Source organism: Flavobacterium chungangensis, assembly GCF_042654045.1.
Taxonomy (GTDB): domain Bacteria; phylum Bacteroidota; class Bacteroidia; order Flavobacteriales; family Flavobacteriaceae; genus Flavobacterium; species Flavobacterium chungangensis.
Window position 1 is genome coordinate 36,585 of sequence record NZ_JBHSFY010000004.1, and the last position, 19,694, is coordinate 56,278.

At 33.6% G+C, this 19,694-nt stretch carries 15 protein-coding genes and 1 other RNA gene; 9 read left to right on the forward strand and 7 right to left on the reverse strand.

Annotation, left to right across the window (positions count from 1 at the left end; all coding sequences use genetic code 11):
- Positions 1 to 51 precede the first annotated feature (51 nt).
- Both ACFO3N_RS07540 and ACFO3N_RS07545 read right to left on the reverse strand, forming a co-directional pair.
- The gene (locus ACFO3N_RS07540) at positions 52 to 1,095 is read right to left on the reverse strand and encodes an AMP-binding protein (protein ID WP_379796529.1); all 1,044 of its coding nucleotides are present in this window, start codon (positions 1,093 to 1,095) and stop codon (positions 52 to 54) included.
- Between the two features lie 4 nt (positions 1,096 to 1,099).
- Entirely contained in the window at positions 1,100 to 2,032 is a 933-nt protein-coding gene (locus ACFO3N_RS07545; protein ID WP_379796531.1) for a CPBP family intramembrane glutamic endopeptidase, read from the reverse strand.
- Positions 2,033 to 2,148: 116 nt separating this feature from the next.
- Between ACFO3N_RS07545 and arsC the strand changes: the two genes are divergently transcribed.
- Together arsC and ACFO3N_RS07555 are read left to right on the forward strand one after the other, a co-directional pair.
- Positions 2,149 to 2,493, forward strand: coding sequence for an arsenate reductase (glutaredoxin) (gene arsC / locus ACFO3N_RS07550; protein WP_379796533.1), 345 nt, complete (start codon positions 2,149 to 2,151; stop codon positions 2,491 to 2,493).
- Positions 2,494 to 2,584: 91 nt separating this feature from the next.
- Positions 2,585 to 5,038, forward strand: coding sequence for a TonB-dependent receptor (locus ACFO3N_RS07555; RefSeq protein ID WP_379796535.1), 2,454 nt, complete (start codon positions 2,585 to 2,587; stop codon positions 5,036 to 5,038).
- A 438-nt stretch (positions 5,039 to 5,476) separates the two neighbouring features.
- Here the strand turns inward: ACFO3N_RS07555 and ACFO3N_RS07560 are convergent, their stop codons facing one another.
- Complete coding sequence (locus ACFO3N_RS07560; RefSeq protein WP_095928943.1) at positions 5,477 to 5,656, reverse strand: hypothetical protein; 180 nt, start codon at positions 5,654 to 5,656, stop codon at positions 5,477 to 5,479.
- A 354-nt stretch (positions 5,657 to 6,010) separates the two neighbouring features.
- Here ACFO3N_RS07560 and fumC point away from each other — a divergent pair, with 354 nt between their 5' ends.
- Complete coding sequence (fumC, locus tag ACFO3N_RS07565) at positions 6,011 to 7,396, forward strand: class II fumarate hydratase (protein WP_379796538.1); 1,386 nt, start codon at positions 6,011 to 6,013, stop codon at positions 7,394 to 7,396.
- 131 nt (positions 7,397 to 7,527) lie between these two features.
- Here the strand turns inward: fumC and ACFO3N_RS07570 are convergent, their stop codons facing one another.
- Positions 7,528 to 8,730 (reverse strand): NAD(P)-dependent oxidoreductase, encoded by a 1,203-nt coding sequence (locus tag ACFO3N_RS07570; protein WP_320492181.1) that lies wholly within the window; start codon positions 8,728 to 8,730, stop codon positions 7,528 to 7,530.
- A gap of 241 nt (positions 8,731 to 8,971) precedes the next feature.
- On the opposite strand from ACFO3N_RS07570, the gene ACFO3N_RS07575 reads away from it, so the two are divergent.
- The 6 genes from ACFO3N_RS07575 to hxsC all read left to right on the forward strand — a co-directional run bounded on the left by ACFO3N_RS07575 (position 8,972) and on the right by hxsC (position 14,870).
- Positions 8,972 to 10,174, forward strand: coding sequence for a serine hydrolase domain-containing protein (locus ACFO3N_RS07575; protein WP_095928946.1), 1,203 nt, complete (start codon positions 8,972 to 8,974; stop codon positions 10,172 to 10,174).
- Between the two features lie 66 nt (positions 10,175 to 10,240).
- Positions 10,241 to 10,638: a transfer-messenger RNA gene (gene ssrA / locus ACFO3N_RS07580) on the forward strand.
- Between the two features lie 548 nt (positions 10,639 to 11,186).
- On the forward strand, positions 11,187 to 11,855 hold the full coding sequence (locus tag ACFO3N_RS07585; protein WP_379796540.1) for a peptidoglycan-binding domain-containing protein: 669 nt from the start codon (positions 11,187 to 11,189) through the stop codon (positions 11,853 to 11,855).
- Positions 11,855 to 12,217: a His-Xaa-Ser system protein HxsD gene (hxsD, locus tag ACFO3N_RS07590; protein WP_379796542.1), complete on the forward strand. Its 363-nt coding sequence runs from the start codon at positions 11,855 to 11,857 to the stop codon at positions 12,215 to 12,217. Before ACFO3N_RS07585 ends, hxsD begins: the two co-directional genes overlap by 1 nt.
- Before the next feature lie 5 nt (positions 12,218 to 12,222).
- Positions 12,223 to 13,719, forward strand: a complete 1,497-nt coding sequence (hxsB, locus tag ACFO3N_RS07595) for a His-Xaa-Ser system radical SAM maturase HxsB (protein WP_379796544.1) — start codon at positions 12,223 to 12,225, stop codon at positions 13,717 to 13,719.
- Complete coding sequence (gene hxsC, locus ACFO3N_RS07600) at positions 13,716 to 14,870, forward strand: His-Xaa-Ser system radical SAM maturase HxsC (protein ID WP_379796546.1); 1,155 nt, start codon at positions 13,716 to 13,718, stop codon at positions 14,868 to 14,870. Before hxsB ends, hxsC begins: the two co-directional genes overlap by 4 nt.
- A 440-nt stretch (positions 14,871 to 15,310) precedes the next feature.
- Here hxsC and ACFO3N_RS07605 read toward each other — a convergent pair whose 3' ends face one another.
- Genes ACFO3N_RS07605 through ACFO3N_RS07615 form a run of 3 tightly spaced genes read right to left on the reverse strand, consistent with a single transcriptional unit; the run spans position 15,311 to position 19,694 of the window.
- Positions 15,311 to 15,832 carry a DUF3347 domain-containing protein gene (locus ACFO3N_RS07605; protein ID WP_379796548.1) on the reverse strand — a complete coding sequence of 174 codons (522 nt, stop codon included), beginning with the start codon at positions 15,830 to 15,832 and terminating at the stop codon, positions 15,311 to 15,313.
- Complete coding sequence (locus ACFO3N_RS07610; RefSeq protein WP_379796550.1) at positions 15,829 to 18,264, reverse strand: zinc-dependent metalloprotease; 2,436 nt, start codon at positions 18,262 to 18,264, stop codon at positions 15,829 to 15,831. The genes ACFO3N_RS07605 and ACFO3N_RS07610 overlap by 4 nt, the downstream gene beginning before the upstream one ends.
- Positions 18,265 to 18,269: 5 nt before the next feature.
- Complete coding sequence (locus ACFO3N_RS07615) at positions 18,270 to 19,694, reverse strand: RagB/SusD family nutrient uptake outer membrane protein (RefSeq protein WP_379796553.1); 1,425 nt, start codon at positions 19,692 to 19,694, stop codon at positions 18,270 to 18,272.

Genomic DNA, 19,694 nt, shown 5'->3' on the forward strand with positions numbered 1-19,694 from the left:
TTCGGTCGAAATGACAATATTGCGAAAACTTGGAATTTAAAAGATTAGTATTTAATCTTGTAAAGTAGGTTTTCGCAACAACTTACCATTTTCGTTTTCTTTGAATTTTGAAACGAAAACTATTTCTTTTGGTTTTTCATATTTCCCTAAAACATCAAAAAATTCAGGTTCAAACTCTTGTTTTTCTCCTTCGATAACCAAAACTAGTTTTTCTCCTAAATTGGTGTCCGGAAGTCCAGTCACAAAAAACCTGCTGTTTATTTTTCCGATCAATTTGGCTTCAATTTGTTCTGGAATCAGCTTCACTCCTCCACTATTGATTACGTTGTCAATTCTGCCTAAAAATTTAAACTGCTGTTCATTCAACAATTCAACCAAATCATTAGTCACAATTGGTTCATCAGAAATCGTCGCAACATTAATTACCAAACATTGGCGATCGTCTTGTGATATTTTCACATTTGGAAGAATAGAAAAAACAGAATCGCCCAGACGTTTCGCGGCAATATGCGTAATGGTTTCAGTCATTCCGTATGTTTCATAGATTTCTGTTTTAAGTGGCAACAATTTTTCTTCTAAAGCCGAATCTAATTTAGCGCCTCCAATAATCAACTTACGCACTTTAGATAGTCCAGCAATAGAGTTTTGAACTTGAAGCGGTACCATTGCTACAAAATCATAAGTTGTTGTATTTAATTCCAGCGGATGAAGACTTGGAGAAACAACATCTAATTCTAAACCTAAAATTAAACTTCTTACCAGCATCATCTTTCCCGCAACAAACTGCGTCGGAAGACACAACAACGCTTTATCCCCTGGTTTCAAATCGAAGAAATCTCCCGTTGCAAGCGCTGACTGTATCATGGCTTGTTTTTTCAGCCTAACTAGTTTTGGCAGGCCTGTTGTACCAGAAGTAGTCATTTCGATATAATCTTTTTTATCAAACCAATCCAAAAAGAACTCCCCTATTGATTGTTCGTAAGCATCTCCTTCTTTGATAAAACTATAAGCGACTTGGCACAGATCTTTTGCATTTAAATGATATCCATTTAATCTAAAATAATTGTGAACTTTATTGTGAGTTAAGTTTTGCATATTCTTAAGCTTTTAATTCAACATGATTAATATTTCCCGTTAGCTTTTCTTTCCAATTTGTCCAACCGTATTTTTTACTAAAAATAAAAAGTAGAAGAGGATAAATAACTACAACTGGCAGAATAACATCGATTCCCGCCGACGGTTCTGAAAGATCTTTAAATATAGAATTCGTTTGAAAAACAGTCCAATCTGATGTCACTAATAAAGCTCCCACAAGATTGTTTGCAGCATGGAATCCCAGTGCAAGCTCCATTCCTTCATCCATTAAAGTTATCACTCCTAAAAACAATCCAGTTCCTATGTAGTAAATCATTATAATATTTCCCATTTTCCCAACTTCAGGATTAGTCCAGTGCATTGAACCGAATATAACAGAAGTCATCAGAAGCGGAAACCATCTGTTCTGCGCTAAATTGGCAAATCCTTGCATTAAATATCCTCTAAAAACATATTCTTCTGTAGTGGTTTGAATCGGAATTAAAATGCAACCTAAGATTACCAATACCAAAAAAGGAACCAATTTAAATTGCAATACAAATTGTTCTGGCGCTCTTAAATAGACAAACAAAAAACTAAGCAGTGAAAAAAATGTCCACACAAAAAAAGAAAACCAAATTCGTTTCCAATCTACTTTAGATCTAGAAGTGGTAACTGATAATAAGGTTTGATGATGAATAAATCTTACAACAAAATAAATTCCTGCAAACGCAAAAACAAACGAAATCATGACCAGAAAAAGTGTCGTATTTGATTCGAACATGTTCATAACACCCTCGTTAGTAGTTGGAAAAGCGATGTGTTCGGTAAATGTTTTATAAAATACAGCCGCTGTAATTGGAAGTTGACCAACAAAAGACGCTGAAATAATAAAAACAGATCCTAAAAGATATTTCCAAAATTTATTTTCAGGTTTAATCCCTTGCTCTAAAAACATACATTTAAAATTTTAAAAAATGAGAATTCAAATTCGATAAGTTAATCTTACTTTTGATATTGCTAAAATACCCCTTTTTTATTGTAAGAATATTTGAAACGTTTAAATATAACAAAATGATACAAATTTACCATAATCCGAGATGCGGAAAATCAAGAAACTGCCTAGCTTTTATCGAAAAATCGAACCAAGATTTTGAAATCATTCCTTATCTAATAGAAACTCCCACTTTCGAACAGCTAAAAACACTATTAGTACAGTTAAATCTTGAACCAATTCAGCTTATTAGAACCAAAGAAAAAATATGGATTGAAAATTTTAAAAGCAAGACCTTGAACAATGATGAGATCATTAATGCGATGGTAGAAAATCCTATTTTAATCGAGCGTCCGATTGTTGTAAAAGACGGAAAAGCTATAATTGGCCGTGACCCAGAATTGGTCGCTTCTTTTTTAGATTGATTCTAAAATATCCTATTAACATTTTTTTGTGATTTCTCTCTTTAAACCAAAAACTACATTTGCCGTCTAAAGGAATAAAGAAAACCAGAAAATGAAAAAAATCAAATTTGCAGTATTACTTGTATTCTTGTTTACAAGTTTTTACAATTACTCTCAACAAGGAGGCCCAGGCGCTAAGAATAAAGTAAAAGTCACTGGGAAAGTTTTCGAGAAAGTAAGCAAACAGCCCTTAGAATACGCTACTATTTCAATTACTGCTCCAAACGATACAAAAGTTGTCGCAGGAGGTATCACAAATCCAAAAGGAGAGTTTGAGGTTGCTGTTGCACCTGGAACTTACGATATTAAGGTTGAATTTATTTCGTTTAAATCAACTGAAATTAAGGGAAAAAGTATTCAGGATGACACCAATTTAGGCGTAGTAAACCTATCAGAAGATGCGGCGCAGTTAAATGAGGTTGTTGTGCGTGCTGAAAAATCGACAGTTGAGATTAAACTAGACAAAAAAGTTTACAATGTTGGTCAAGATATGATTGTAAAAGGCGGAAGCGTGAGCGATGTATTAGACAACGTTCCATCTGTTTCTGTTGATACAGAAGGAAATGTAAGTTTAAGAGGAAGTGACAATATTCGCATTTTAATTGACGGAAGACCTTCGCAGGCTATAAACATGGCAGAAGCTTTAAGACAACTGCCTGCAGATGCAATTGATAAAGTAGAAGTTATTACCAATCCATCGGCACGTTATGATGCAGAAGGTGGTTCTGGAATTATCAACATTATTCTTAAAAAAGGTAAAAATCAAGGCTTCAACGGAACTTTTATTGCTTCAACAGGTTTACCAGAAACTTACGGTTTAAGTGCTAATTTGAACTATAAAACAGAAAAGTTAAACTATTTCACCACTGCTGGTTACAATTACAGAACTACAGAAGGTGCTGGACAAACAAATTCTGAATATTTAAATCCAGATGGCACAACAAAAAGTTTCTTAGACGAAGACCGCGATACACAACGTATTAGAAAAGGTTTTAACGGAAGAGCTGGTGTAGAATGGACCATTACTCCATCAACATTTTGGACCAATGCTATCAATTACCAAAAAAATTCTGGTGACGATAGAGATTTGATCAACTATTACAACTATGATGCTGCTCATAATTTTACAGGAACAACCTATCGTTTAAATAATGCCGATACTGGAAGTGAAAACTTTGAGTATACTTCAAACTTAATTAAAAATTTCAACGATAAAGGACATAAACTTACAGCAGATCTTTCTATTTCTAGAAATACAGATGATAGCCAAAGTACTATTGAAGATTCTCCTAGATTTGACACTACTTTAAATGATCAAATCCAGAAACAAGTTCTTTTTCAAACAGACTATGTATTGCCTTTAGGAAAAGGCGGTCAATTTGAAGCGGGATATAAAGGAAGTTTTGGAGATCTAAATAACGTGTACTATGTAAAAGACGATACTGGTGCAGTAAATCCTAATTTATCAAATACATTAGAGTATAAAGAAAACATCAATGCACTTTATACGCAATATGGTTTCAAAGCAAATAAGTTTTCTTATTTATTTGGTTTAAGATGGGAAGACACGAATATCCAAGTTAACTTATTAGACAACAGCGATTTCAATACTAAAAAATACAACAACTTATTTCCAAGTGCTTTTGTTAGTTACGAAATCTCAGATCAGAGCAATTTCTCAGCTAGCTACAGTAAACGTTTAACTAGACCTAGAGGTCGTTTCATGAATCCTGCTGTAAACTATGCAAGTAACATTAATATCTTTCAAGGAAATCCAGACTTAGATCCTTCTTTAACTGATAAATATGACATAGGCTATATTAAAAAATGGAGTAAAGTAACTTTTAACACATCTGCTTATTTTGAAGACACGAAAGACGTTTTCAGCTTTGTACGATCTCCTACAGGTGATGAAGTTAATGGAATTCCAGTTATCAAAAGCCAACCTATTAACTTAGGAAAAGAACAGAAATTTGGTTTCGAATTTACATTCAATTACACTCCATACAAATGGTGGAAATTAAACAGTAACTTCAACTTTTTTAATGTAAAAACAACTGGAGAACACAGTTATACAGACACACAAGGAAACGAGATTGTTCAAAACTTAGACAATCAGGCTAATTCTTGGTTTGCAAGAGTAAACTCTAAAGTAACGTTACCATACAAAATTGACTGGCAGTTAACAGCAATGTACAACGGAGAGCAAAAAACAGCTCAAGGTAAAAACTTAGGCCAATTCGGAATGAATACAGCTTTCAGTAAAGATGTCATGAAAGACAAAGGAACTATTGCATTCAATATTAGCGATGTTTTCAATTCAAGAAAAATGAGATCTTACACCTACTTAGACAATGTAAATTCATATAGCGAATTCCAATTCCGTAAACGTCAGTTTAATTTATCATTCACTTACCGTTTTAACAAACCAAAAAGTGAAAGAGATAAAAACGCACAGCCAAGAAACGATGGTGGCGGAGAAGGCGGTGGAGAGTTTCCGGGCTAACATCTGTTAAATTCCAAATTGGATAAAAAATAACAATACAAAAAATTCCAAATTCCAATTATAATTGGGATTTGGAATTTTTTATTTTAAGCCTACTTCTTAGCTGTCTAACTTTGTCAAAGTTTAAAACTTTGACAAAGTTCTAAACGCAAAGTATAGAAATTTGGAATTTAGTCAAATAGATAGCGTAAAAGAGAAATAAATCTCCATAAGAAACTCCTCAACGAAAGTCCAATCTTTGTCGAGCTACTTGCGAAGATTTCTCCCTTCGGTCGAAATGACAAAAATGGGCAGAATAACTTTAGTTTAAAACTTTGACTAAAATCTAATCGCAAAGTATTGGAATTTGGAATTTCTCCCAAGGCTTCGGGATTGGAATTTCCTTTTTTTTTGCACAAAAAAAAGAACCCTAGTGGGTTCTTTTCTTATGACATCAATCTAATATTTAATAGATTGTTCTTCTTGTCTTTTTCTGGCTCTTTTTTCTTTAATCATTTCCCAGCTTGCTCCCGTAACCCAATAAGATACGAAACCAACTAAGAAAAACATTAACCAAAACCCTATAGTTAGTATGGTTAAGAAAAGTAAAAAGCCTAAGTACTGTGAAAATTCAAACATGTTTTCCGGAATTTTTGAATGTTACGACAAATGTAGGGTATATATTTTTTCTCAGCAATAAAATCTAAATCAATTTTCGTTAAATAACATTTATACGTATATTTATACTCATTTTAAATAAGCTTTTTTTGAACTTGAAATCCTTTTAAACAAAGAGCTCAGACAATTATAATAATTTTCAGGAGCCCATTCCTGCTGTCCGCTATATCTTTTGTGGCGAACCCCGCCACAAAAGGATGCCGCTCCCATCAGGGCTAAAAGACTCATTTTCAAAAGAAACTTTTCATTTCAAATTTAGACATTTCACATTTTACAAATAACATTTTTACAAATAACATTTTTACAAACAACATAATGAAATACAGAATAGAAAAAGACACCATGGGCGAAGTTCAAGTCCCAGCCGATAAATATTGGGGTGCACAAACAGAACGTTCAAGAAATAATTTCAAAATCGGACCTACGGCATCTATGCCAAAAGAAATCATTGAAGGTTTTGCTTACTTAAAAAAAGCAGCAGCTTATGCCAATTACGATTTAGGCGTTTTACCAATCGAAAAAAGAGATGCAATCGCTGCTGTTTGCGACGAAATTCTGGAAGGCAAACTAGATGATCAGTTTCCATTAGTAATTTGGCAAACGGGTTCTGGAACGCAAAGCAACATGAATGTGAATGAAGTAATTGCCAACCGCGCTCAAGTTCTTAAAGGTTTTGAAATTGGCGAAGGCGAACAATTTATTAAAGCCAATGACGACGTGAACAAATCACAATCGTCAAACGATACTTTCCCAACTGGAATGCACATTGCGGCTTATAAAATGGTGGTCGAAACTACCATTCCTGGTGTAGAAAAACTTCACGCTACATTAGCCAAAAAAGCAGCTGAATACAAAGACGTAGTGAAAATCGGGCGTACACACTTAATGGATGCAACGCCATTAACTTTAGGTCAAGAAATTTCTGGTTATGCCGCTCAATTAGCATTCGGATTAAAAGCATTAAAAAACACTTTAGCACATTTATCTGAAATAGCGCTTGGAGGAACAGCTGTTGGAACTGGATTAAACACACCAAAAGGCTATGATGTAAAAGTAGCCGAGTATATTGCCCAATTTACTAATCATCCTTTTATAACGGCTGAAAACAAGTTTGAAGCACTTGCTGCACACGATGCTATTGTAGAAACACACGGAGCTTTAAAACAACTAGCCGTCTCTTTAAATAAAATTGCTAACGATGTTAGAATGCTCGTTTCTGGTCCGCGTTCTGGAATTGGTGAAATTCATATTCCTGAAAATGAGCCAGGCTCTTCTATCATGCCAGGAAAAGTAAACCCAACACAATGCGAAGCTTTAACAATGGTTTGCGCTCAAGTTATTGGAAACGATATGGCAATTGCCGTTGGAGGCATGCAAGGTCATTATGAATTGAATGTTTTCAAACCTGTAATGGCAGCCAACTTTTTACAATCGGCACAATTATTAGGAGATGCTTGTGTTTCTTTTGATGAACATTGCGCACAAGGAATCGAACCTAATCATAAGAGAATAAAAGAATTGGTAGATAATTCATTAATGCTCGTTACCGCATTAAATACTAAAATCGGATATTACAAAGCCGCTGAAATAGCCCAAACCGCACACAAAAACGGAACTACACTTAAAGAAGAAGCTGTTCGTTTAGGTTATGTAACTCCAGAAGATTTTGATGCTTGGGTGAAACCTGAAGAGATGGTTTAGTTTTTTTGTTTCATGTTTCATGTTTTGAAATACTTGACGAATAAAACCTAACTTAATTAAAAAAGGGAGAAAATTTTAAATTTTCTCCCTTTTTTAATAACGTGAAACCTGAAACTTGAAACAAAAAAAACTTATTTCCCGTCTACATAATCCTGTAAATAACTAAATCTCTCCGTCAATTTTCCGTTTTCTGTTATTTTGGCGCGTTTTAAGATTCCGTCTTTATCTCCGTTGAAGAAAGCTGGAATTACATGTTCCATAAATTGTTCTCCAAAACCTTCGCTCGCATCTTTCGGAATTTCGCATGGCAAATTATCTACCGCCATTACCGCAACAGCTGCTGGATGAAAAAAATCTACTTCTCTATCTTCCAACGGAAAATATCCGTACAAGGGTTCTTCAATTGTCGAAGAGCGAATTGTACAAGCAATTGGTCCATTAACATCACAAGAAATATCAGCTACAACTTTCAATTTGCAGTCGCTTGCATTCAGCATTTCTTTTGTTAAAATCATTGGCGCATTACTTGCATAAAAATGTCCGGCAAAATAAATATCAGAAACCTTCGTAAATCTTTCAAAATCAGATTCGTATTCCTCTGGATGATTCACAAAATCTGTAAAATCTAAAACCTGACCGTCTTTTCTTTTGTTATATTCCAAAACATCCAACTGCACATAAACCGCTTGAGCGTATTTTTTAGTCAAATAATTATCAATCGTAATTTCTTTCACTTTTATCGCATCCAAAATTTCTTTTGCTCCGCTCCCCACCTTTCCTGTTCCGGTAACTACAAATTTAAGAGCTGGCATTGTGATGCGTTTTAAATGCTTGATCAAATCTTCTTTTCCTGAAAGTGTTTCGGCTTTAGGAAGTTTGAACAATTCGAATTTAATTCCGAAAGCTCTAATTCCGTTATATACACCAACCATTCCTGCGTATCTTCCAAAACCAATTAAACGGCGATCATGTTCGTCTACAATTGTTTCGTGATCGTATAGATCAATATTCTTTTCTAAAATTGCCTGAAGCAATTTTCTGTTATGAGGCTGTTTTTTAATTGTATGAGAAAAAAAGAAATAGGCTTTATTAGGAATCAAATCGGCTACGGGAACTTCTTTTACTCCAAATAATACATCGCAGTCAGATACATCATCGGCAACTGTAATTCCCATATTTTTATAATCATCATCAGAAAATATTCTTATATCAGAACTCTCCACTTTTACAGAAGCATCGTGATAAAGCTGTTTTAACCTTGTCAATTCATTTGGAGAAAAAACGACTCTTCTATCTGGCGGATTTTTTCTCTCTTTTATGATTCCAAATTTCATTTAAACTGATTTTTTAATATTAAATAATATAACTTTTTACAATATATTTGTTTCAAATATAACAAATTTAGTTAAAATTTTGTTTCTAAAATTCAATTTAAAATGTTTCAAAACCGTTAAAAGCTGAAAAACAATCGACTAAAATTTACTTTTCTTAAAATTATGTTAAAAAACACAAATTAAAGCCTCAGAACTAAGAATACAACAAAATTGAATTCGATATATTTGTTTTTAAAGAACGATGCAAATGATTTTCCTTAAAAAGACAAAGATACCACAATTACTTTTTTCCATACTTGTTTTAAGTTCTTGTGGTCAAAACAAAAAAACAACAACAGATACTACTCAAACAGTCGAAGATACTTTACCTAAAATGAAACCGTTAGGTCCAGAACCGAAAGTTTCTCAAGCATATAAAAATTCGGTTGTAGGCAGAATAAATCACTTTTACAATAAAAATTGGCCCAATAATAACATGAACGGGAGCTTCTTGGTTGCCAAAAACGGACAGATTTTATTTGAAAGATATAATGGTTTTGCCAATAAAAATGAAGGAACCAAAATAACGTCTGAAACACCTGTACAAATTGCTTCGGTAAGTAAAGTTTTGACGGCTACAGCAGTTTTAAAATTGGTAAATGCTGGTAAAATTGAATTGGATCAAAAGGTAAATACGATCTTAAAAACTTTTCCATACGAAGAATGTACCATAAGAATGTTACTGGATCACCGTACCGGAATGCGCAACTATGCTTATTTCACAGATCGTGATAAATCGATTTGGGACCGACATAATCAATTAACCAATAAAGATATTCTTGATATTTTAGCAACAAAAGATATTGGTTTAGAATCTAGAACAGGAACTCGTTTTAGCTACTGTAATACTAATTATGCAATGTTGGCGCTTATTATCGAAAAAATTACTGGTTTAAGCTATAAAGAAGCAATGTCTGAAATGATTTTTAAGCCACTAGGAATGAAAAACACCTACGTTTTTGACGATGATAAAGACAGAAAAAAAATTGTTCCTTCGTATAAAGGTAACGGCGTAGAAATTGGTTTTGATTATCTAGACAATGTTTACGGCGACAAAAACATTTTCTCTACTGCTAGAGATCTTTTAAAGTTTGATAGAGCAAGACAATCACCAGATTTCTTAAAACCTGAGTTATTGAAACAAGTATACACAGGTTACAGCAACGAACGTAAAGGAACTAAAAATTATGGTCTTGGAATTAGAATGATTAACTGGGAAACAGGTCAGAATTTCTATTTCCATAACGGATGGTGGCACGGAAACACCTCATCTTACATTACTTTGATGAACGAAGGCGTAACGATTATTGCGTTATCAAATAAGATGACTAGAAACACTTATGCAGTTCGTAAACTAGCTCCTGTCTTTGGAGATTACCCTTTTAATTTTAAAGACGAAGAATAACAAAATTTTTCTGAATTTTTTAGCAGAAAGTAATTTCAAATACTCTAAATTTGCAGACTCATTTTTGGGGTCGACTGGTTTTGACAGCGAGTCGAATTGAACAGTAAGCACGTCGAGCATTGAGACCTTGCTCGTAAATATAAGATCTCGAACTTTTACACGGCGAAAATAATTACGCTTTAGCTGCATAATCCGAATCATAGTAAGATTGCGCCACGTCTCTACAAGGTAGAGAAGCTGGATTCTCCTGGAAAGCCTTGGTTTGTGGCGTTCCGTTCAGGGGAACCGTAAAAATAAACCTAGATTTCCATGAGCTTCGGGTGGATTTCGAAAATTAAGAAGATAAGTGTTGGGTGGTTGTTTCTGGCCTAGCTCAACATCGAAAATTCAATCAGGAAATAAACGTGTAGAAAGCTCTTTAGTTGCTCGTTTGGACCCGGGTTCGATTCCCGGCGACTCCACTTAAGGAGACAACTATTTAATAGTTGTCTCCTTTTTTTATCTATAAACACATAAACTTAGCACCTTAAAACCTAATGTTATATGGTTCGATTTTCCTACTAGGAATTCTTAGTCGCTTTGAAGTAAACAGACTAAAAGTAGCTCTCGTAAACATCTAATCAGGCTGAATGGTAGTTCGAAGTCCAGTTAAGGATATAATTTTCTCTCTTGGTTTATCGTAAATTTTTGATAATAAATATAGTAACAAAAACCAGATCTAATAAAATCGAAATCTACACAAACACGGTTGGGATTCATTAAATATAAATTAAAATTATTACATAAATTAATTACAAACCAATTAGACATATAATCAGGTGTTTCTACTTATTCTTTTATAATTCTTAATTAATATTTTTGAGCCCATTAGATAAATTTACCCATTACGGTTTTCCGTAAAACATTAATAAAATAAATTCTAATATTTGCTAATACTGAAAATTCGAACTTAGTAGATTATTAATAACTAAATAAAAACAAAATGAGTAATTTCAAAGGTTTAAAAAACTTAATGAACAAATCATTGTCAATTGCAGTTGCTGCATTATCTTCAATACAATCTATACAAGCAAATAATATATTACTTCCTGAAACGATTGATAATGGCTATAATGATTCTTCAACAGCAAATAAGTTAAAACCAAAATTAGTTTTGAAATTAAACATGTCAAATCCAGCAGCTGGACATATGCTTTTACTTCACAGAAGCCACAGTTCACACAGAAGTCACAGTTCCCACAGAAGCCACTCTTCGCATTACTCTTCTTCCTACAGCTCAGGTTATTCTACCCCAACAACACCTACTCCATCATACACTCCCAATACCCCATCAAGTAGTGAAAATAATACCTCAAGAGTTTCAAATTCTTCCGCATCAACATCGACAAAAAAAACAACCACAACTACGAATGAAGTAAATTCATTATATGATACGAATTATGAAAAGACTACCCCATCAACAGTAGTGAATCTAGGTGATAGAGTTTTATATAAAGGCTGTCAGGGAAGTGATGTAGAGCAACTTCAAAAACTTTTGGCAAAACTTGGCTATGATATCATTATTTCTGAATATTTTGGAGATCGTACGGAAAAAGCCGTAATAAAATTTCAAAATGATAATGAACTTAAACCTGATGGTCGTGTTTCTGGAATAACTCTTTTGAAAATTAAATTAAAATAATGAAAGACATTCTAAAACTTGATAACGAATTGCATTTTTCATTGAACGAAGAACTTTATAATCAAGATGTAATCTATAAATGTTTTTACTGGTATGGAGCTGATTTTAATATTGATATAAATAAAATTAATTCGACATTTTTAATAACTATTACTTCTAAATTAGGCACAATAAATCATAACGAATTAGTAATAAAAATTAAACAGGATTTAATTGATTTTAAATTACGTGATATTGTAACAAAAGAAACAAAAAACATAAGAGAGCTTTTAATCGCAAAAGCCTTTGCACACTTTGAATCTGATGATAATCCTTCTACTGAAATATCTGACCCAGTAGGTTTTGATCCAACTAATTTTTGATTGTTATGGTTTCAGTGATAGAAAAGAAAAACAGAAAATTTAAAGAGATTGATTATTATAAAAATGATGAAATAAGCAATTATTTTCTTTTGCCTTTTAGATTTCAAAAAATTAATTCCAAAAAAGAAATTTTAGTGAATGAGGTCGGAGATTTTCTAATTGTGCCAATCGGAACAGCAGGGAAAATAATATTAAAAAAAATCTCCAAAATTGATGATGAAGAGCTTTACTTTGATCTAATAAGTAATTTCTTTATTTCAGAAGATGCTATACCTTCACTTTTTAATGTGCTAGAAGCCCGTTATAGAACCAAAAAATCTTTTCTAGAGCATTTTACCGCACTTCATATCTTTGTTATATCCCTCAGATGTGAACACACTTGTCATTATTGCCAGGTTTCTAGAGTAACAGAAAACAAAGATCAATTTGACATGTCTTTATACAATATTGATCAAGGCATAAAAATAATGATGCAATCGCCTAACCCATATATTACCATGGAATTTCAAGGTGGAGAGGCTCTACTTGCTTTCAACAATATCAAGTATGCAGTAATAAAGGCTAAAGAGGAGGCTATTCTACATAAAAAAAACATCACGTTTGTTATATGTACAAATCTTGCCCCTCTTAGTGATGATATGCTTCCTTTTATAAAAGAACACAATATCATGATTTCATCGTCTCTAGATGGACCAGCCTTTATTCATAATCAAAACAGACATCGCCCCCAACGTAACAGCTATGAAGTAACTATTCAAGGATTAGAAAAATGTAGGGAAGCGTTAGGTGAAGATAATATTTCAGCATTACTTACAACCACAAATTTATCACTGGATTATCCTAATGAAATTGTTGATGAATATGTACAACAGGGTTTTAGAAATATTTTTCTACGTCCAATAAGTCCATTTGGTTTTGCGACATATAATGAAAAGAAAAATAAATATCAGACAGAAAAATTCTTAAACTTTTATAAAACTGCATTTGAAAGAATAATAGATTACAACAAAAAAGGATATTACATACGAGAAGATTATGCTACCGTAATTTTAAAAAAAATCCTTACACCTTTTCCTGTTGGCTATGTAGATCTCCAGTCCCCAGCCGGAATGATCAATAATGTAATCGTATTTAATTATGATGGCAAAATTTATGCCTCTGATGAAGCTAGAATGTTGGCAGAAATGAATGATTTTACTTTTCAGCTTGGGATATTGGGTCAAAGCACTTACAACGATATTTTTTATGGTGAAAAAGCAATGGATATTGCAGAAAATTGGACAAATGAATCTTTAGCAGGTTGCTCTGAATGTGCATTTCAGACCTACTGCGGAGCTGACCCTGTCCTAAATTATGCTACTCAGGGAAATATGTACGGTTATCGTCCAACAAATGTATTTTGTCAGAAAAACATGGAGATTATTCGTTATCTCTTTGATTTAATGGAAAACAAATCGATTGAAAAAATTTTTAGAAGCTGGATAACAGGACATAGCGAATGATACTTAAGACTAAAGGAAACATATACGATATTGACGCTCCAATAATTGGTAGAGTAACAAGATTTCCTGAAAATATAGGTTATGAAATTCTTATTTCAGAAAATAATTTTAGTAAAGAATGGTACAAATTTAAAGCTGTTCTGTCCACCACTAAAATTATTTCTTCCTTAGAAATCCCAATAATACACTCAATTAAAAATTTAGATCATCTAAGTGAAGGTGACATCGTAATAATAAATACAGACGGCATTGTCAACACAATTTACCGCGTCGATTCAAATCACAACTTTCTACTTTTCACTGAACGCTGCAACAGCAATTGCTTAATGTGTTCTCAGCCACCAAAAGACAGAGATGATACCGAATACTTTTTTAATCAGTACAGTCAGGCAATTCCTCTAATTCCTAAAGACTGCTTAGAAATTGGAATAACTGGTGGAGAACCAACCTTACTTGGAAATAGATTCTTAAAGTTGTTAACTCAATTGAAAAAGGAACTTCCTGAAACTGAAATTCATTGTTTAACTAATGGAAGATCATTTGCTTGGGAAAATATTGCTCGAAAAGTTGGAGAAATAGAGAATAATAGATTAATGTTAGCTATTCCATTATATGCTGATGTTTATCATATACATGATTACGTGGTTCAAGCCAAAGATGCATTTAATCAAACCGTTCAGGGCATTTATAATCTTGCTAAATATGGGCAGAGAATAGAAATTAGGATCGTTCTGCATAAGCAAACAATTCCTAGATTATTGAAACTTGCAAAGTTCATTTATAAAAATATGCCTTTCGTTGAACATATAGCCTTTATGGGATTGGAGCATGAAGGTTACACTTCTTTTAACATAGATAAACTATGGATTGATCCGATTGATTATCAAGAAGAATTAAGCGACGCTGTCACATATCTCTCAGATTTCGGGATGAATGTTTCTATTTATAATGCTCAGCTTTGCACATTACCTCAAAATCTATGGAAGTATTCACGCAAGTCAATATCTGACTGGAAAAATATTTATTTTGATGAATGTAATAAATGTGATTTACTACATCAATGTGGTGGGATGTTTGCTTCAGGGATTAAAAAACATAGTGATTTTATCAAAGCTATATCTTACAAAGATGCTCTAAAACAAGTAGAGTAAACTTATTCTATAATTTATACAAATTTTACACGAAATTCATTTATTGCATACCCTCAACTCTAAACTTTTTCAAGGTGTTCAACTGTCGAACACCTTGAGTTGTTCATTTTGCAAATTTTAATAACAGAATAACCTTTTTTGAAAAAAACATTCAAGAAGAAAAAATAAACATAGGCGTCAAAAAAAAAAATCACGACAAGACAAGACCTTATATATAAAGGAGTTCAAGGCTTTTTACCAAGCTTATCTATAAACATTAAAATAGGAATTAAGTGTTCGATTGTAATCCCATCAAGTCCACAAAAAAGCCTGTAAACTTATTGTTTACAGGCTTTTTCATTTCACTTCAAACTTAGTCTAAGTCTTATTCTCATAAACGACAAATACGGCTTCCCTACAAAGAATACCGCATTCATCAAACTAATTCAAAATTAAAAAAATTATAAACTTGCTTTTACTTCACCACAAGTTAGCATGTTTTTTGGGTAGTACGGATTTTTGATTTCCTTACTATCACTTGTCCAAACTGCACCTGTCATTGGGCAAATTTGTAAATATAATGTCTCATCAGCAGGTTTGAATTTTGGAGCCTGATCCCAATATTTTACCGAGAGTGTTTCAAAAATCTTACGCTGTTTGTTGATGTTTTTTGTTGCCGTTAATGCCGTTGCCAATTCGATAATCTCTTTTCTCGAAGTTGTAGCCGCATTCATGTTTTCTAAATTTAACTTTTTAAACTTGAAGTTTTTTAAGGCACTTTTTAAAGCTTCTGCATTTTTAACAACCGCTAAACTGTCTGATGTTAAAAAACTGTTTTTTAAAGCCAAATAACTTTTTGTGATTTCTTTTTTCTCTGCTTCACGCTTCGCAACCAATTCAGGAGTTACTTCTTCTTTTGATGTAAGCTGTGCCTGAGCTAAAAAGCTACAGAAAATAAATGCTATAACTAATAAATTTTTCATGATGTAGGTTTATCTAATTTGGTAATGATTTTATCGATGTCAATCAAAATGCTTTCATAATGATCTTTATTGATTCCTGTTACTGAAGTTTTTAATTTTTCAATATCCGTTTTCAATTTTAAAAGATGCTGTTTTGCGTATAATTTCACATCACTTCGCTGTGCTGCATTTGCTGCTTTTCCAGGTTCTAATTCTTTCGGCAATAAAAGCATGCCTAATTTTTCGATATAACCGCGCTGAAAACCTCTTCTGTAAAAATCTTGTTTTTCATCTCCGCTAAATTTCACCCAAACGGTTTGTTGCACATCGTTCAAAAATTCTGGAACCGTATAAGCTCCTTCCGACTGCATTGATTTGAGGTTAATATTGTAAAGCATTCCTGAACTCAACAGCATATTTAAAACTTGATTCTGCTGATCAGAGATTTGATCTTCTCTCTTTAAAGCAATCAAATTATCAATTTCCTGCGGATACATCCAAAGTGGAGAAACAAACAATTGTCTTCCCAAATAATCTATCGCTGCCTTCACTTTTGCTTTAGGAACTGGTTTGTAAACTACCCCTTTTTCATCAACTGTTCGTTTTGTAACGTAGTTGTTTCCAATATTCTTCAGAACATGATACAAATACAATCCGTATTGTCTTACTACTGCTTTATGCATGTCTGCTAAATTATCGTAGGGATCGTTTGGCTGATACGTCCATTCGATAAGATGAGGCACAACGCGCTTCAGGTTTTTAATTCCGTAATCGCTGGCAAGTACCGCATCGTCTCCTAGATCTTCTGATTGACTACGCGGATCTTCGTCTTTTCCTTCTCCACCAAACCATAATTTTGGGTTCGTCGTTAAACTATCAGTGGTTAATTTGGCCAATAATTTTTCTTCTTCAAACTCATCTTTCGTGTTTGGGTAATATTTATATCCCCATTCAACAGCCCATTTATCATAACTCCCAATACGCGGATAAAGACCTATTGGACTAATATTATCTTCTGGCTGTGCCACGTAATTAAAACGGGCATAATCCATAATAGAAACCGTATGTCCATTTGCTTCTACCCATTTTTTATCACGAAGTTTTTCTACCGGAGTTGCACTGCTCGCTCCCATATTATGACGTAAGCCAATGGTATGTCCGATTTCGTGAGAAGACACAAAACGGATTAATTGCCCCATTAATTCATCATCTAAATGCATTTTTCTTGCTCTTGGATCTAAAGGTCCAGCCTGAATCATGTACCATCGCTGCACCAATTTCATTACATTATGATACCAGCCAACGTGGCTTTCCATAATTTCACCACTTCTTGGATCACTAATTCTTGGCCCGTAAGCATTTGGGGTTTCTGATGCTAAATATCGCACTACAGAATATCTTGCATCTTCCAAACTCATGGTTTTATCGTCTTCTGGCCATTCTTTACCTACAATGGCATTCTTGAAACCTGCTGCTTCAAAAGCTTTTTGCCAATCGTTGATACCCGCAATTAAATAAGGCCTCCATTTTTTTGGCGTTGCCGGATCGATATAATAAACAATCTGTTTTTTTGGTTCCACCAATTCGCCTCTCAAGTATTTTTTAATATCCTTGTCTTTTGGTTCTAAACGATAGCGCTGTACAATAAATTTCTTTTGAGCACGCTGTTCATCATCATCAAACAAAACATATTTATTGGCAAAATAACCCACTCTTTCATCGAAGAAACGTTTGCGCATTGGCGTTTTCGGAAGTAATACAATCGAAGTATTCAATCGTAATGTTATGCTTCCACTACTTGATGTAGAACTGGTATAGGTTTTTGTTGTTTTAGTCTCAATATTAATTGGATATGCGTCAATGCTTTCAACAAAAGATTTGTCATCGGCAAGAGATGTTAATTTTTTCTCTGTTTTGTCCTGACTTCCGATAGAAAACATGGCATTGTCTTTCTTGAAAACATCTGTAACTTCAATAACCACATCTTTGGTATCTGGATTGGTTGTTTTTATTGGAAACGCAGCCACAATCGGATTTTCATTGCTTCCTTCTAATGCTTTTGCCAGCATAGAATCTGAAGAACGAACATCTTGTCTGTATTGCAGCGATCTTAAATAAACCGTATTATTGGAACCTTTTTCAAAATAAATAGTCTGCTCGTTCGCTTTTTCTCCGCCAAAATTTCCAAAACCTTCAGGTGTTGAAAGATATCTCGTTACAACCAACATGTATCTATTAAATAAACTATCTGGAATTTGAAAGTAATATTTAGTATCAACTTGGCTAACTGTAAAAAGACCTGATTTGTTTTTAGCTTTATCGGTAATTATTTTATTGTAAGCCTGCATACCTTTTGGCTGTGTACTGGTACTATCGGCTTTCTTTTCAGGAGTCTGAGCAAAACCATGCTGCCAACACGACAGCATGATTAGAGATATAATTAACTTTTTCATCTAAATTAAAATGGGACTTTTTCGTCTGTGTTTAATGTCAGTTTCGGGTTTTTCTGCAAAACCGATAAGGGAAACGGGATAATATACAATCTTGAGTTTGGCTGTAACGTATATGTTTTTTGAGGAACGGTTTTGTTTACCAAAGGAAATACTCTTGTAATGGTTTTAGCAAATTCGGTTTCTGTATTTAATCTCTTTAAATCAAAGAAACGGTTAAAGCCTAAAAGCAATTCTTTTCTTCTTTCATTAATAACAAGTTCCATTGTTTCTTTTCTCGTAGCTGGAACTTCTAAGTTTACTGTACCCGATAAAATGCGTTTTGCTCTCAATGTATTTAAAACCGTAACGGCTTCATTAAATTTATTATCTCTAGCATAACATTCTGCCAGAATTAGATATACTTCTGTCGTTTTCATACCCACAGTAGGATAGAAAAATCTGGTGTATTGTGTTGCCCAATATGCTGTATTTGAACCCTGATCTAAATTGGTTGCGCTTGTAGAATTAAAAAACAAATTGAAGCGGGCATCGTTGGTACCAAATAAAGTTCTTAATTCCGGACTGATGACATAAAGCTGACCAAAGTTCATTTCATTATAACCTGTCATGTACATATAGCTCAATACTTCTATATTATTGGCTGCCGGTACTGCAACTGCAGTTGGTCCTCCTTGTTTGCTGTAAGCTACCATATCAAAAATTTGGTTGTTGTAGCTTAACGATTTTTCTGCTGCTGCCTGAGCTTGTGCAATTTCTCTTTTAAACAAATGCACTTTAGCTTTAAAGGCATAAGCAAATGCTAAAGACGGATGATAAACATCAAGCGGTTTTTCCTGAAGATAGGGCAACGCTTGTTCAATATCCTTTTGAATAAAATCATAAACCTGCGCCACGGTAGATTTTGAAGGCTGTGCTTCTAAATCAAATTTATCCATAATACAGATTCCGCCATCTGTAGCTGCAGTATTTGGATCGTAGCCTTTTGCGTAAGTGTTTACTAACAAAAAGTGATCGTAGGCTCTGTAAATCTGAGCTTCCGCTTTTGCTAATTGTTTTGTATTTGCATCGCCTTTACTATTGTCTACTAATGAAATAATGGTATTCCATCTGTTGATATAATTATAAGCCTGATTATAAAAGCTTGACCCACTTAATAACGAAACTCTGTCTACGCTTTCATCAAAAGTAAAATTAAGAATATCAATGTTTGGCGTTCTTCCGATTACGTTGGCTTCTCTCATCCATTGATCGTCAGATAAATATTGAAAGTTATTGATTGGATAACCGCGACCCGGAAGTGAAACCATTTCGTGAAACTGATCGGCTGTTTCAACTACTAAAGATCCTTTTGGTGTTATGTCTGTATATTCTTCGCAAGATGTTACTGAAAACATCATTACTGACAGAATTGAAATATATAAATGTTTCAT